The organism is Dactylosporangium darangshiense (assembly GCF_039537565.1).
GTDB lineage: Bacteria > Actinomycetota > Actinomycetes > Mycobacteriales > Micromonosporaceae > Dactylosporangium > Dactylosporangium darangshiense.
This window is the reverse complement of the sequence record NZ_BAABAT010000096.1, coordinates 1-14,311: the sequence shown is the minus strand read 5'-3', so window position 1 is coordinate 14,311 and position 14,311 is coordinate 1. Positions and strand designations below refer to the sequence as shown.

Genomic DNA, 14,311 nt, shown 5'->3' with positions numbered 1-14,311 from the left:
CCGAAACCTTCTGCGCCATCCGCAGCTATCTCTCCACCGCCCGCAAACACGGCATCAACGCCCTCGACGCCCTCACCAGCCTCCACAATGGACGGACCTGGCTACCCGGAACCAGCTGAACAGTTACGACCGGCGCCCGCAATCCCCGATCGACATTCCGGCGCACTGCTTCCATACGATCGTCCGCCGGGAGCGTATTTCGGGCAACGCTGAGCGCGCCGACAATGCCGTACAGGACCGTTCGTCGGTGCAACGGCTCCTCCTCGTCATCGGAGCCCGCACGGCCGGCACGGTTGGAGGACTCGGCGGCATAGAGGCCGGACGCTGGGTCTGGCGGGTCCGGCTCCGCGACGATCGAGCCGTGCAGGGTCGGGTGTGTGAACCAGAGTAGGTCCGCGGGGATGGCGAGGAGCCGTGCCCAGTGGACGAGGCGGTCGAGGTTTTGTTCGGGTTGGCCGTTTTCCATGCGGCTGATTTGGCCTTGTGTGACTCCTACCCAGCTGCCGACGATCTCCTGGGAGATGGGGATGCCGTGGTGTGGGTGCCGGCGGTAGGCCGCGATGAGGTGGCCCATGTGGCGGCGGCGTGCGGCGTCGCGGATGGTCGGGTGGGACCAGAAGTCCGCGGGGACGGCTGGCGGGTGCTGACGTAAGAGGTCCACGGCGGCGTCGCAGGATGCGCAGTAGATGCCGTGGTTGTCGCTGGCCAGCGACGATCGGCACCTTCCGCAACGGCGCCGTTCGTTCGACACGAGCCGACCTCGTCATCCGTCAACGTCACTGACGCAGTGAGTGTAGCTGCACTTGAGGGTTGGACGTCGCCCTCAGGAGGTTGATCAAACTCGGATGATGATGGACCGGAGGATCTATACGTGCGGGGGTCACGCATGGCCGCAACACGCATGATCGATATGCGCGAGATGCATAGGCGCCTGTTGGTTCGATGGTGGCGGCCATTGATGCGTGAAGGTCAAGGAAAGCCCGTTCGCGGGACGGGCGGCAATGGGTCGAAGTGCGGCGGCGTAGCTCTCGACGACGTGGATCCGGTAGCCGGCGGCCGTTCTTGTGCATGGTGCACGCGCTCGGCGACGTTCTGACGGGTCGTTGAGCGCAATAAGCGCGTGCTTCGGCTGCCTCACCCTGGAAGGCCGGGTGCACTCCTGTCGCGGAGTGCGGCGATCAGGTCGTCTGGTCGTCTCGAGCAGCGCGTGCGGTTGACCCTTTTCGGACGTTCGGGCGTCGGCGCGTACGAACCGGACGTTTTCGCAGGTGAGATGGGTCAAAGATGGTGCGTTAGTACGCCTGTTCGACTAACGTCACGGCCATGACCGATGCCACGGGCACGTGTCCCGCGACGAAGACGACCACGACAGCAACCGGCGACATCGAGGTTCGCTGCTCCAAGATCCTGAAGCACGTCGCTCAGGGTGACCCTGTGCACGAGGCGAAGTTGGGCGTCTTCCCGATCCGCTGGCGGGACGCGTAGGCGGCTACGCTCGGGGTGGCCGAGTTGACACACCACGTGTCACATCCGCACGCGCCCGGGGGACGGTGAACATGACCGACGTCGACCCGCGGTTCGCCGCCCGCCTGCGCGAGCTGATCGAGCAGCGGCAGACGTCGTACCGGGCGCTCGCTGCACGCGTCCACCATGGCAAGACCCACGTGCACGACCTCGCCACAGGCCGGAAGGCGCCCACCCCCGAGGTCGCGCAGCGGCTCGACGACGCACTCGGCGCGGGCGGTGAGTTGGCGGCGTTGGCCGCCGCGCAGACCGGGCCGGTGCCCGCGCGCGACGCCTCCGCGCTCGACGCCGAGATCGAGGCCCTGGAGCTGGCCCGCCGAGTCGAGGCGTCCGACATCAGCGACGGCACCCTCGGCCGCCTGGAGCACATCGCCGACCGGATGGCCATGGCGTACGCGGGCACGCCGCCGGCCGAGCTGCTGCCGCGGGTCCGGCGGCACATCGCGTACGTCACGAAGCTCAGCGAGGCGCGCATGACCCTCGCGCAGCGGCGCCGGCTGCTGGTCACCGGCGGGTGGCTCGCGCTGCTGGCCGCGACCCTGCACGTCGACCTGCGCCAGGGCAGCGCCACCGACGCGTGGCTGGCCACGGCCGAGCAGATGGCCGACCACGCCGGACACGTCGAGATCAGGGCGTGGTGCTTCGAGACCAGGGCGTGGGACGCGCTCACGGCCGGGAAGTACGGCGACGCCCTGGAGCTGTCCCAACTCGCCCAGGCCGTCGCCCCGGCGGGCTCGTCCGCGCTGATCCAGGCCACGGCTCAGGAAGGCCGCGCGTGGGCGCGCATCGGCGCCGCAGCCGATACCCGCGACGCTCTGGAACGCGTCGCGCGTCAGGTCGCCAACTTGAAGACGCCGGAGAACCCCGAGCACCACTACCGGTACGACCCGGCCAAGGCGATCAGCTACACCGCCACCACGTTGTCGTGGGTCGGCGACTCGGCCGCCGAGGAGTTCGCCCGGCACGCAATCACCGAACTGGAGGCCGCGCCGGGCGGCGTCCCGCGGCCCCGCCGCCTGGCCAACGCGCGGCTCGATCTCGGCTTGGCCCTGCTCGCCGCAGGGCGGCCGGACGAGGCGTCGGCGGAGGCCCTGGCCGCGGTCACATCGGGCAGGCTTGTGCCGAGCACCTGGTGGCGCGCGGTCGAGGTCTACCGGGGCGTACAGCAGTCCGGCGCCCCAGAGGCGGCCGAGCTACGCGACGCGTTCGAGGCATACCGGCCCGCGCTCCCGGCCGGACCCGCAGCCTGACCTGTCCGCCTGTCCGCGGACAGGCGCGGACACCGGCGGACGCTCAACGGCACCCGATCACGGTCGGCATCCGGCACGCTACGCATCAACGCATGACGGCTCACATGGCCGTCGTGCGTTCCGTAGCAGGGTGCGCCGGCCGCCGGACGCTGCGAACCGTCGCCGGCGCGCCCACCCCACCGAAGGGGCTGAGACGTGGAGCTGTCGGAGGCGGTCGACCTGCGCCGCCACCACCGCAAGGAGCCCGGCACCGTACGGTGCCGGATCTGCCACGAGCGGCACCCGTATACCGAGTGGCGGACAAGCGCGAGCCGTTGTCCTCGCGGGCGTTCGTGGCCGCCCGGACCCCGGGAGGCGTTGTGATCACAGCCCCCAAGCCTGACCTGGCCGACGACGCGGACGAGCTGGCGCCCGCGGTCGACGTCGACCTGGCGGCGGCCCGGACATACGCCCGGCAGCGGGCCATGATGTTATCGATCGGCTCCGGCAGGCAACCGTGCTCGCCTTCCCACAGGGTCAGCAGGCCCGGTGCGGCGGTCGCCTCGCGTGGCGCGGACCGCTGCGGCTCCCGATGATCACCACCCGACCCGACCGGCCGTCTTCATCGATCCGCGGCCGTCCGGCCCGGCGGGGCGCATCACAGCCTTCCGAGCATGATCGGCCCATCGTTGTTGCGGGCGGGGTCCACTGTTGCTCACGCCGACGCGGCGTGCGTTACCAGCGCGGTGATCGCGGCCGTGTCGGTGAGGTCGTTCCATGTGGTGATCGCCCCGGTGGCACGAAGTTGGTCGGCAGACTCGCTGCCGGAGGCGACGCCGATCGCGTGCGCGCCGCCGCGCAGACCCGTGCGGATGTCGTGGCTGCTGTCACCGATGACAACGGTGTTGTCTCGATCGAAGACCGTGCCGTACCTGGCCGTCGCGCGCTGTTGGGCGATGGCGACCAGCTTGGGCCGGTCGGTGTCGTCGTCGCCGTACGCGCCGACGTCGAGGTCGAGGTAGCGGGCGAGGTCGAAGACCTCAAGTTTGATCCGAGCGACCTGGCGCAGGTTGCCGGTCAAGACCGATTGGACGATGGTCGGCTGTTCGGCGAGCACGGCGAGCGTCTCGGCCGCGCCGGGCAGGCGCCTGCCACGACGCGCGAGCTCGCCGCGGTGGCGGTCGTATTCGCGTGCCAGTTCGGCCTGGTATCGCGACAGGTACGGCTCGTCGGCGTCGATGCCATGCAGTCGTAGCGTCGCGGTGAGGATCGACGGCTCGGTCTGCCCGGTCACCTCGGCCTTCCGCGTCATCCGCACCCCGGTCGCGGTGTGAAACGCGTTCGCATACAGCTCGCCGCCCAGCCCACGAGTTTCGATGAGCGTATGGTCGACATCCCAGAGGATCAGCCGGCGGGCAGATCGAGGCAGGATCATCACCCGAGTCTGCCAGGCCACGCGTAGTCTGCGGAGACAACCGGTCCCGATGCGTGCGGGGGTGACGGTATGGAGATCGACGAGTGGGCAATCGGGCAACGCATCGCCCAGTACCGCCAGCGACGCGGTCTCACCCAGGACGAGCTCGCCGGACTTGCCGGCATCTCGCTGTCGATGATGAAGAAGATCGAAGCGGGTACCCGGACCGTGACCCGCTTCTCGCAGCTGGTGCTGTTCGCACAGATCCTGCGGGTGTCCGACCTGCGGGAGCTGACCGGAGTCCCGATGTCGCTGATGCCGGCCGGCCGACGCGGTCATCCAGCGGCCGACGCCGTGCGCACGGCGGTACTCGAACGCGGACACGGTGCCGAACCAGTCGGGCTGGCGCGGCTGCAGCGCCTGGTCGGGCGGGCCTGGGGCACCTGGCAGGAACCGTCGACCTTCCGCTACGACGCGGTCGGGCAGCACCTCACCGACGTGATCGGCCGAGCCCAAGCCCAGATAGACGCGTCGACTGGCGATGAACGGCGGCCGGCGCTGGCCACAGCCAGCGCGGTGTATCAGCTGGCCCGGACCTGGACCAAGCGCGTCGGTGAGTACGACCTGTCCTGGGTCGTGGCCGACCGGGCCGTCGCCTGTGCGGTCGACGCCGACGATCCCGACCTGGCCGCAGCGGCGGCATGGAACCTCGCCATGATCTTGTCGGCGCAGGGCAAGACGACTCAGGCCCGCAGCGTCGTCCGCTACGCCATCGACCAGCTTGGCCGGCTTGTCGGCGACCAGCCCGCTCCGGCACGGCTCGCCGCCTACGGTGGCCTGCACCTGCTCGGCGCCACCGAGGCAGCACGGGAAGACGACGCCCGCGACGCGTGGAACCTTCTCGACGCGGCGGCGGCGATCGCCGCGCGCACGGGTGAGACGAACCACCACCGGATGGTGTTCGGGCCGACCAACGTGGCGCTGCATCGCATCTCCACCGCGATCGAACTGGGCCGCACCCGGGAGGCCGTCGAGCTCATCGAGCGCACCGACGCTCGCAACGCCGCATCGGTGGAGCGGCGGTTGACCTTCCACATCGACGCGGCCCGCTGCTACACCCGGCGCGACAACGCCGTGGCCGCCGTCCACATGATGGGCCGGGTGCTGCACGACTCCCGTGACGAGCTGCGGTACAACCCGATCGCCCGGGAAACGCTGCGGCAGCTCGCCGCCCGTTGCACACCGTCGATCCGGGTCGACCTTGACCCGTTGCTGGAAGCGGCCGGTCTGACACCGTAATCCCTGATGCCGGGGCGTAGGGGACACCGGCAGTGTCCCTCCCCCGCAGTGCCTCCTTCGACCCGTCACCGTACATACGGTCACGGCAGTTCCCGCGTAACAGTCCCCGCCCGAACGGTGGCGGATCTGCCCGCGGATCAACAGCCGTGAGGAGGCGACGCGATGGATTCAACGGACTGCGCCAACCGCGCGGTCGTCCCGTCGGACTGTGACGTCGGCGTCCGGTTCGTCACAGGCGTCGGCGGGAACCGCGACGACGCCGTCGTCGGTGCCCAGCGGCCCGCTGGCGTGCTGGGGCGCCTCGCCACTCTGCTGCGGGTACGTGATGGCCGCCGCGACCCCTTCGGCTCGGACACAACGGATATGAGGCCGTGAGCGGCCGCCGACCGCTGCCACGCCCTGTGTGGCTCTGGGCCTTTGGTATATACGGCCGTGGGTCGATCTCGACTCGCCGTCGGCGATGGACGAGCCAGCTCTTCCGCATTCGTTGCGGACGGTACGCATGGCGTGGGTGTCGATCATGCGCGTTTTGTTATGGCTGGGTTGGCCGCGGTTGTCGATGATCCATTGCATCTGGGGAATCAACTCCAGTCATCGGTGTCCGGATTGTTTGGGTCGGGCAGGTTCGTCTCGCGCGGCCTAGTTCGGCGGGCTGGTTGGTGGTGCTTGGCGGCGATGCTGCCGTCCGGCGTCGCCTGTATTGCTCCCTGCCGCTGTGTGTGCGAAGCCCGCGGCGGCAGGTGAAGGGGAGGGCGTGCCGTTCCGCGGGTCGCTCGGCGACGCGGTCCGTGTGCTGCGGCATGCCCTCCCCGATGCAGGCCCGAACGCGTGCGTCGCGCGCCGGGTCGATGGGCGCTCGATGTCGAGACGCGGCGGACGTCGCGGTGAACTGGGGAGGCGATCATGTTGTTTGCCATGCCGTTGAGCGGGTTTGCGGTACGCCGGGACTGGCCGGACGGGACACACGAGTTCTTCGGGCTGACCGGAAGTCTGCGGCGGGTGTTGCGCAGGCTGGGCCGTGACAAGCGCTCCTGGCGGCAGGGACCGGTGCGTCCGACGAGCCGGATCGTGGTGTGGCTCAGCGCCACGACGTTCCAAAGGCATCAGCGGGGCTGCCGTGACCTGGGTTGTGTGGGCGGCCTGTTGGTGCGGCGCGGCGTGGAGGTTGGCCGGTGATCCGGCGTGGAGAGCGGCCGGTGTCGGGCGTGTCGGTGGGGTTGGCGCGGCGGCGGATGAACGGCGCGATGTTGGCGTTGTACGAGATCGGCGCGTCATCGCCGATGACGGTCCTCGTCGGCGGTGTCCTGGCGATGTACCAGACCGGCGTTGTTGGGGTGCCGCCGACGTTTCTGCTGGCTGGGCTGGCGCTGGGGCTGTTGGTGGTCGGGTATGTGGCGATGAGTCGGCATGTGCCGCACGCCGCGCCCGGGTATGCGCTGCCGGCCAGGGGATTGGGGCCGCGATGGGGGCTCGTCGGTGCGGCGCTGGCGTTGCCGTCCTACAGCGCGATCGGGATCGCGATCCTCGGCCTGTTCGGGTCGACGCTGTCGGGGCTGGTCGGCGGGTCGTGGGTGTGGTGGGCGGTGGCCGGCTGGGCGGTGATCGCGGTGGCGGGCGTGCTCAACGTGGCGTTGAACACGTGGGTGGTGGCGGTGGTGCTGTGCGCCGAGCTGGGCACGATCGCGGCGTTCATTTTGGCTGCGTTCACGCATCCCGCGGGCGGGGAGATTACGTTCACACCGTTGTCGGTCGGGGCGATGTGGCGTGACGGCCTCGGCGGCGTGTTCACGTTCGGCATCGCCGCGTTCGTGGGGTTCGAGACGGCACCGGTGTTCAGCGAGGAGGCCAAGCACAGCCGCAGCGTCGCACGGTCGATCGCCGGGGTATTGGCGTTCTACCCGCTGTTCCTGTTCATGGCAGCGTGGGCGGTGCCGGTCGCGGTCGGCGTGGACGGTCTGTCGGAGGAGGTCAACGACCCGGCGGCGGGGCTGCCGTTCGTGGTACTGGACCGCGCCTACGGCTCCGGGTTGAGCCTCCTCGCAACCATGCTGCTAGTGACATCGATGCTGACGGCGATGCTGGCGTTTCACGGCACCGTGGCCCGCTACGTGTACGGGATGGCCCGCGAGAAGGTCCTACCTGGCTGGCTGGACCTGGTCGGCGGCACGGGCGCCCGGGCGGGGGCGCCGATCGCGGGTTCGTTGACCCAGTCGGCGGTGGCGTTGATCGTCCTCGCAGTGGTCGCAGCGGTGCACGCCGACCCGGTCACGTTGCTGTTCACGTGGTTGTCGGCGGGGGCAGCGCTGGGTGTGCTGGTACTGCTGGTGCTGGCCTCGGCCGCGGCGGTGGTGTTCTTCCGCGCCGGTCGGGGCGGGCACGAGTCGGTATGGGTGCGCACGGTCGCGCCGGTGCTGGGCGTGCTCGCCGGCGGTGCGGTGATCGCGGTGATGCTGGCCAATCAAGCGCTGTTGCTGCACGAGACCAAGGTCGGGCCGCAGCTGGTGCTGCCTGGGCTGGTGGTGGTGGCGGTGGTGGCCGGGTTGGTGTGGGCGGCGCGGCTACGGCGGTCCAGACCACGCGTGTACGCGGAGATCGGTCACGGCCGGCCTGATCCAATCGCGCAGCCCGAGGCTCGGTTGGCGGTGCTGGATGTCTAGCTCTCGGCACGCCGCCGTGTACCCGATGCAGCGCATGGCACCGGCCAGTCAGCCGTGGGACCCGCCGGCGGCCGGCAGGTATCCGGGACCGTACGTGGCACCGGTAGCGTCGGAGTCTTGGCCGGGAGGCAGCGACTTCGAGCCGGCGGACCCGGCGGCTGACGCAGCCGTGCGGATCGCCTGGGCCGACCTTCGCTCGAAGGTCGTGGCCCGGCTGCGGTGGATGAACACGCATCACGCCCAGCATGCGTGGGATCAGCGGGTCCGTGACCCCCTCGCCGCGCACGCATTGGCGTTCTTCGCCTACGAACCGGCGGCGGGCCGCTTCGAGCTGCGCACCGCAACCCGGCTGTTCCTGCACGGCGACGCCCCGTACGTGCTGCCGCGGCTGGTGCACGAGTTCACCGGCCAGGCCATCCGCTGCCAGCAACGGCGCCAAGACCCGATCGTGACGCTGACCGACCGCCGCGACCCGCTGTCGCCGCAGGCGCGGTTTCTCGGTGTGGCGGTGTCGAGCCTGGACACCCGCTGGCAGCCCTGGGAGGTCACGCAGCGCACGGCGGCCGGGATCGTCGACATCCCGGGCCGCTGTGTCGCGGTGCTCAACGACGGCACGACGATGCTCATCGACCGGGGCGGACGGGAGCAGTACGACCGGTTCACCGTGGCCAGCACGGCCGAGCTGGAGGTCGATCCGGGCATCGTGGGCTGGTTTCGCGGGTTCGACTGGCGTCGGGTGCCCGACGTCGCGGCGTTGCTGGGTGGGCATCCGCCGCTGGGTGCGGTGGACCAGCGTGACCTGGGCGACGCGCTGGGCCTGTTGGCGAACCTGGCTCGGGTGCTGGGGGCGGATCGGCCGTGACCGCCGTCAACACCACCGCCGATCCGCTCGCCCTGGCCGCGCTGGACAAGCTGGCGGCGGATCTGCGCTACCACGCGACGAACAACGTCGGGTTCCCGGACGCGACCGACTTGGACGTGCGGCCGTTGCTGCCGCTGCTCGGCACCCTGCTGAACAACGTCGGCGCCCCGTTCGGGCCGGCCGGCCCCTATCGCGGGCACAGCAAGCGTTTCGAACTCGCCGTGGTGCAACAGACCGCAGACCTGTTCCGAGCCCCGTGGGACGACCGGTGGGGCTACATCACCTCCGGGGCGACGGAAGGCACCCACTGTGCGCTGTGGCAGGCCCGGACCCGGTTCCCCAATGCCGTGGTGGTGGCCTCAACGGCAGCGCACTACGGCGTGGCCAGGGTCGCCGACATGCTGCGCATGCCGCTGCTCACAGTGCCGACCGACGACCGCGACGAAATCGACTACGCCGCACTGACCGACCGGGTACGCCGCTACCGGCTGCCGCGCCGCCGCCGCGTCCCGGTCGTGGTCGTCGCGTCAGTCGGCACGACGATGACCGAAGCGGTCGACGACGTCCGCAAGATCCACGCCGCCCTGGACACGGCAGGAGTACCCGGGGACGCACGGTGGGTGCACGCCGATGCGGCGCTGGCCGGTGTGCCGCTCGGGCTGCTCGATCCGGACACGCGGCCAGGGTTCGACTTCGCCGACGGGGCCACGTCGATCGTGGTGTCCGGGCACAAGTTCCTCAGCGTTCCGATGCCGTGCGCGGTCCTGGTCGTGCTGGACTCGGCGCGACCGGCCGGCCACGACCGGCTGGTGAGCTACACCGGCAGTCTCGACGAGACGGTCACCGGTTCGCGGTCCGGGCATGCGCCCCTGATGCTGTGGTGGGCGTGGCAGGTCTGGGGCCTGGACGGTCTGCGGCAGCGGGCGACGACGGCGCGGGCGCTGGCGGCGGCGACCACGGCCCGCCTCGACGCGATCGGCTGGCCGGCATGGCGGCACCCCCTCGCCTTCACCGTCGTGTTGGACCGGCCACCCCGCACGGTGCTGGACCAATGGCCGCTCGGCGTGGACGGCCCCCGAGCACACCTGGTCTGCATGCCCGGCAAGACCACGACCATGCTCGACGCCTTCGTCACCGACCTGCACCACGTCGTCACCAGCCAAGCCGGACCCGCCACAGCCGATGCCGAGCGGCTGCGGACAGCAGTTCCGGGTCCGCACACGCACCACCTCGCGGGTCCGGCGTTGGCGCCATACGAGAGGGCCGAGCCGTGCTGAGCGCTGCTACCCAACCCGAGTGAGGAGATCCAGTCATGGCGCAGCCAGCGACGTCACCGCTGTGGCGTAACCACATGGCGCACACCGGTCGCGTGTTGTATCTGCCAACCGTGGGGCAGGTAGTGGTGCCCGATGAGGAGGCCGGGGACCGGCGGTGGTGCGTGGTCCTGACGAACTCGTCCGGGTTCCACGCGCCCGGCGCGATGGCTCGGGTCGCGGCGGGGCAGATCGTCACCGCCTTGGTGGTGCCGTTGGCCCATCCCGTCGCGGAGCTCACCGCCGACCGTTTCGCCCGGGTGTGGCTGGCGCAGGTCCAGGCGGGCGGCGGCAACCCGAGCCGGACCACGGTGGCGCGGGCCCTCGCCGGCCCGTTACGCGAACCCGACCGCCGGGTCGTCGTCGTGGACGCCGCCCGGCGCCGACTGATCAACGCGGTGCACATTCGCCACCCCGTCATCATCACCCGCACCCTGACCCGGCTCCTCGACGACGGGTTCCTCGAACCACTGCCGCCACCGCTGCCAACCGCGCAGGCGTACCGGTTGGTCCTGCGCCACGCCCCGTGGAACCTTGCCGATGGGGCGGACCTGTGAACGCGGACGAGGCCGCCCGCGACGACCCGCTGAGCACGGTGCTTGCAGGGGCGTACGCGGCTAAGCTGGAGGGCGATCCGGTCCGGGCGAAGGTGTTGATCGCCGGAACCCTCGCCCAACTCGACCCACGCGATGCCCCGGCGGACCTGGCGCTGATCGAGCTGGCGGTGTTGTGGACGCACCTGGTCGCGGAGAGCAAGGACTGCGCGGATCCGCCGAAATCGGTGGTTGAGTGGGCCGGGTGGGCGGTGCTGACCACGCGGTACCTGTTCGGGCCGGGGCATCCGAAGACCGGCCGGGCGTTGCTCGGGCTGGCGCGGGTCCACGCCGCCCGCGGGGAGCACCTCGCGGCAGCAACGCAGTACCAGGCCCTGGCCGAACCCTGCTTCGCGCGGGCGAACCCGGCTGCGGCCTTGCTGGCGCGGGAGGGTGCGGCGGTCGAGCTACACGCCGGGGGCCGCTGCCAGGCCGGCATCACCGAACTCACCGCGGTCGCCCAAGATGAGCGGGCCTGGCTGATCCGCACACCAGCCGAGTACCGGCACCAGATCGCGGCGATGCTGGCCGCCTGCGAACGGTTCGCCGAGGCCCGCGCCGTTCTGGCCGGTGCTGACCCGTCGGCTCCGGCGGGACGGGATCTCCGCGAGGACCTGCGCACCTTCATCGCCACCGCGCCCCTGGCCGACATCGATCCCATGCATCAGTTGGTGTGCGAACGGCAGGCCGGCCGAACCGACCCAACGACGCGCAGGACCGAACATCGGCCACCTCCACCGCACCCGAACGACGGCGGTAGCAGGCGACCGTCCTTCTTCGACGACCTGCGGAAGCTCACCGACGGCTGGCCCATGACGCGTTGGGTGGGGTGTTGACGTTCGCGGTCGCGACGTTCGTCGGGTTCGAGACCGCTCCGGTGTTTGGTGAGGAGGCCAAACACACCGCAGCGTCATGCTGGCGACGGTCGGCGTGTTGTGTTTCCTGCCGCTGTTCTACGGGCTCGCCGCAAGGGCGATCCCGGTCGTGGTCGGCACCGACCAGGTGGTGGACGTCGCCCGGGATTCGGAGTTGGGGTTGCCGTTCGTGGTGCTGGACCGCGCCTACGGTTCGGGTCCGGCCCGCCGTGTGGCAACGCTACGGCACTGCCGGCCAGTCGCCCTGGGATCCGATGGCGGCGTACCCGCGTTGGGGCGCGCGATGTGCGGGCTCACCGAGGAGATGTCCAAGCTCACGCCCGACCCCTATCCGCTCGCCCTCTCGACATTCTGGTTGGGATTGGTTGATTTCCACGAGCCGAGTGGCGCCCCCGACCTGGCGAACGCCCAGGAGTATGTCGACCGGGTACTCCAGTTCGTCGACTACTACGCTCAGTTCCCTTTGGCCCGGCGGCGAGTCTCCGAGGACGGCGTGCGGGCTGCGATACAGAGTTTGAATCGTCAGGTTTAGATCAAGGCTGGCGCGGCGTGTCGGCGTGGCTGTGGTCGATGGATGGCGTGTCTGGTTCGGGTGCGCTATCCCGACGGTGGTGGGCTGACGGCTGAGGGCCGAGCCCGACGTGAGGCGGTCCGGTTGCAGGCGGCGGCGTTGTTCGCGCAGGACGTGCCCGGTCGCGGAGATCGTCAAACGGCTGCGGGTCTCGCACAACGCGGTGTACGTGTGGCGACGGCGATGGCTGGCCGACGGCGCGGCCGGGTTGGCCTCCAAAGGCCCGTCCGGCACCGGCTGGCGGCTGTCCGACGCCCAGCTCGACACCCTCGCGGCCGCGCTCGAGGAACGCCCCGCCGCGCACGGCTACATCGAGGACCAGCGCTGGACCCTGGCCCGGATCGCGGACCTGATCGCCCGGCTGTTCCGGCAGCGGTACACGCTGCGCGGCGTGTCAATGCTGTTGCACCGCATCGGGTTCAGCCCGCAGGTACCCAAACATCCGCCGTAGGATGGCGCTGGACCTTCTCGGCCCTGATGGTGAACCAATTCAACGAGATAACCATCGCAGAGACCGGTGAAGTCCTCCGGACCACCAATCCGGACCAGTTGGTCGCCACCGGGACCATCGAGGGCGGGGCCGTGTTCTCTGTTCACATCGAGGGCGGCAACGGAACAACTCGGGTGTCCAGATCGACATCACGGGCGATCAGGGAGATCTAAAACACGAACGTGTCGCATTCGGCGACATCGGCGAAGACTACGTCATCGAAGGGGCGCACGGCGACGACATCCCACTTGCGACACTCCCGATTCCGCCCCCATATAATTGGCTGCCCGAATCCGGATTGGCGTCGAGTGTCCTTGAACTGGCGAATGTGTAAGCCGCGTTCGCACGGGATGCCGCCGAAGGTACCCGCACGGCGCCCACAATGGACGACACCGTCCGGATGCACAGGCCGCGGAGTCGTCCGACAATGGCGGCCGCGTTCGGGTGGACGAGGCGGGCTCCCGACTGGATCGACTTCCGGGCTGACAATGCCCGAAGGTGCTGGTGCGTCTTCGCCAAAAGTGCAGAGTGATAGGGTCGCGTCATGGCGGCTCGCTGCCACCCCGTCTCGACGACGCCGAGCCGCCTGTTGCCGTCACCAGCGTCGGCGACGGCAACAGGCGGCCCATTGTTGATGGCCGTTACGCCTGAATGGACTCGAGGACGAAGAGGGGGATATCCCGTCCCGCAGTGACCCGGTACTGAATGAAATCCGGGTAAGCCTCATCTGCCCGGTCCCACCACTGCAACTTCTCTTCGCCGAAGATCTCACGGGCACGCATGTCCTGCTTGACCGAACCGTCCTGCAGCTCGACCACCGGATTGACAACGAGGTTCTGGTACCACACCGGCAGGGCGCCGCCCCCGTTGGAGGCAACTACCGCGTACGTGCCGTCGTGCTCAATCTTCATCAACGGATTCTTGCGGATCTTCCCCGACTTCGCGCCTTTGTGCGTCATCACGACAACCGGCCGGTCCTTGAAGGTACCCCCCTCTACTCCGTCGGTCGCCTCGTACAACGCAACCTGGTCCCGAACAAAGTCCGTCGGGCTGGGCTCGTACTCGCCGTGCAATGGCATTTCTGACTCCGATTTCAATAATAGTTCTTCGGTTTCCAACCGGGTGCGGGCAGCGTGTCAAGCGGCCCACCAGCGCGCTGGACGCCCAGCGGGCTGCAATCGGACTGGCAAACCTCGCTTACTAGTTTAGACAGACAGGTCTACTTAAACAACCGTGACGCGTACCGCCCGACGCACGAGCTCGCAAGGCGGGCGGGCATCAACGTGGCCGCGGACGCTGGATACGGGAACCTGTCATACGCTCTCGGCAGGAGTCTCGGTGCGGGGCCCGCAGCCTTCAGGCCTGCGTTGCGTACACGTGCGGCCGAAGCGGCAAGGTCCTGCAAATCGTCTCCGCGGGCCTGCAGCAGTACGGTCGCCTCGGTCTCGTCGAGGGCGACCCCGTCTCGGGCGCGTCTGAGTGCT

Annotated in this window: 14 protein-coding genes and 1 pseudogene; 12 read left to right on the top strand and 3 right to left on the bottom strand. The window is 69.6% G+C overall.

Features of this window, described 5'->3' with window-relative positions:
* Positions 1–421: 421 nt before the first annotated feature.
* The 3 genes from ABD901_RS57005 (at position 422) to ABD901_RS56995 (ending at position 2,774) form a co-directional block, all read left to right on the top strand.
* Complete coding sequence (locus ABD901_RS57005) at positions 422–652, top strand: hypothetical protein (protein ID WP_345144489.1); 231 nt, start codon at positions 422–424, stop codon at positions 650–652.
* A 671-nt stretch (positions 653–1,323) separates the two neighbouring features.
* Entirely contained in the window at positions 1,324–1,485 is a 162-nt protein-coding gene (locus ABD901_RS57000; protein WP_345136919.1) for a hypothetical protein, read from the top strand.
* 71 nt (positions 1,486–1,556) lie between these two features.
* Positions 1,557–2,774, top strand: a complete 1,218-nt coding sequence (locus ABD901_RS56995) for an NsdA family TPR-like regulatory protein (protein WP_345144487.1) — start codon at positions 1,557–1,559, stop codon at positions 2,772–2,774.
* A gap of 694 nt (positions 2,775–3,468) precedes the next feature.
* Here ABD901_RS56995 and ABD901_RS56990 read toward each other — a convergent pair.
* Positions 3,469–4,188 (bottom strand): HAD family hydrolase, encoded by a 720-nt coding sequence (locus ABD901_RS56990; protein ID WP_380138354.1) that lies wholly within the window; start codon positions 4,186–4,188, stop codon positions 3,469–3,471.
* A gap of 69 nt (positions 4,189–4,257) precedes the next feature.
* Here ABD901_RS56990 and ABD901_RS59495 point away from each other — a divergent pair.
* A pseudogene (locus ABD901_RS59495) lies at positions 4,258–4,389 on the top strand (helix-turn-helix domain-containing protein); the annotation flags it as partial.
* A 132-nt stretch (positions 4,390–4,521) separates the two neighbouring features.
* Positions 4,522–5,466, top strand: a complete 945-nt coding sequence (locus ABD901_RS56985) for an XRE family transcriptional regulator (RefSeq protein WP_345144483.1) — start codon at positions 4,522–4,524, stop codon at positions 5,464–5,466.
* Positions 5,467–5,634: 168 nt separating this feature from the next.
* On the opposite strand, the gene ABD901_RS56980 is transcribed toward ABD901_RS56985, so the two are convergent.
* Complete coding sequence (locus tag ABD901_RS56980) at positions 5,635–5,988, bottom strand: hypothetical protein (protein WP_345144481.1); 354 nt, start codon at positions 5,986–5,988, stop codon at positions 5,635–5,637.
* A gap of 650 nt (positions 5,989–6,638) precedes the next feature.
* Between ABD901_RS56980 and ABD901_RS56975 the strand changes: the two genes are divergently transcribed.
* From ABD901_RS56975 to ABD901_RS56945, 7 genes are all read left to right on the top strand, one after another.
* Positions 6,639–8,123 (top strand): APC family permease, encoded by a 1,485-nt coding sequence (locus ABD901_RS56975; protein ID WP_345144479.1) that lies wholly within the window; start codon positions 6,639–6,641, stop codon positions 8,121–8,123.
* 169 nt (positions 8,124–8,292) lie between these two features.
* Positions 8,293–8,985, top strand: a complete 693-nt coding sequence (locus ABD901_RS56970; RefSeq protein WP_345144478.1) for a hypothetical protein — start codon at positions 8,293–8,295, stop codon at positions 8,983–8,985.
* Positions 8,982–10,262: a histidine decarboxylase gene (locus tag ABD901_RS56965; protein WP_345144476.1), complete on the top strand. Its 1,281-nt coding sequence runs from the start codon at positions 8,982–8,984 to the stop codon at positions 10,260–10,262. Before ABD901_RS56970 ends, ABD901_RS56965 begins: the two co-directional genes overlap by 4 nt.
* A 35-nt stretch (positions 10,263–10,297) precedes the next feature.
* Positions 10,298–10,855, top strand: coding sequence for a hypothetical protein (locus ABD901_RS56960; protein WP_345144474.1), 558 nt, complete (start codon positions 10,298–10,300; stop codon positions 10,853–10,855).
* The gene (locus tag ABD901_RS56955; protein ID WP_345144472.1) at positions 10,852–11,727 is read left to right on the top strand and encodes a hypothetical protein; all 876 of its coding nucleotides are present in this window, start codon (positions 10,852–10,854) and stop codon (positions 11,725–11,727) included. Before ABD901_RS56960 ends, ABD901_RS56955 begins: the two co-directional genes overlap by 4 nt.
* 76 nt (positions 11,728–11,803) lie before the next feature.
* A complete protein-coding gene (locus ABD901_RS56950; protein ID WP_345144470.1) occupies positions 11,804–12,298 on the top strand; it encodes a hypothetical protein in 495 nt (164 codons plus the stop codon).
* Between the two features lie 109 nt (positions 12,299–12,407).
* Entirely contained in the window at positions 12,408–12,788 is a 381-nt protein-coding gene (locus ABD901_RS56945; RefSeq protein ID WP_345144467.1) for a winged helix-turn-helix domain-containing protein, read from the top strand.
* A 680-nt stretch (positions 12,789–13,468) separates the two neighbouring features.
* On the opposite strand, the gene ABD901_RS56940 is transcribed toward ABD901_RS56945, so the two are convergent.
* The gene (locus ABD901_RS56940) at positions 13,469–13,945 is read right to left on the bottom strand and encodes a nitroreductase family deazaflavin-dependent oxidoreductase (protein WP_345144465.1); all 477 of its coding nucleotides are present in this window, start codon (positions 13,943–13,945) and stop codon (positions 13,469–13,471) included.
* Between the last annotated feature and the right edge of the window lie 366 nt (positions 13,946–14,311).

What these genes read in the sequence shown, in the direction of transcription:
- ABD901_RS56995 (WP_345144487.1), top strand. Translation starts at nt 1,557, where the DNA reads ATGACCGACGTCGACCCGCGGTTCGCCGCCCGCCTGCGCGAGCTGATC.
- ABD901_RS56990 (WP_380138354.1), bottom strand. Translation starts at nt 4,188, where the DNA reads ATGATCCTGCCTCGATCTGCCCGCCGGCTGATCCTCTGGGATGTCGAC.
- ABD901_RS56960 (WP_345144474.1), top strand. Translation starts at nt 10,298, where the DNA reads ATGGCGCAGCCAGCGACGTCACCGCTGTGGCGTAACCACATGGCGCAC.
- ABD901_RS57000 (WP_345136919.1), top strand. Translation starts at nt 1,324, where the DNA reads ATGACCGATGCCACGGGCACGTGTCCCGCGACGAAGACGACCACGACA.
- ABD901_RS56950 (WP_345144470.1), top strand. Translation starts at nt 11,804, where the DNA reads ATGCTGGCGACGGTCGGCGTGTTGTGTTTCCTGCCGCTGTTCTACGGG.
- ABD901_RS56980 (WP_345144481.1), bottom strand. Translation starts at nt 5,988, where the DNA reads ATGATCGACACCCACGCCATGCGTACCGTCCGCAACGAATGCGGAAGA.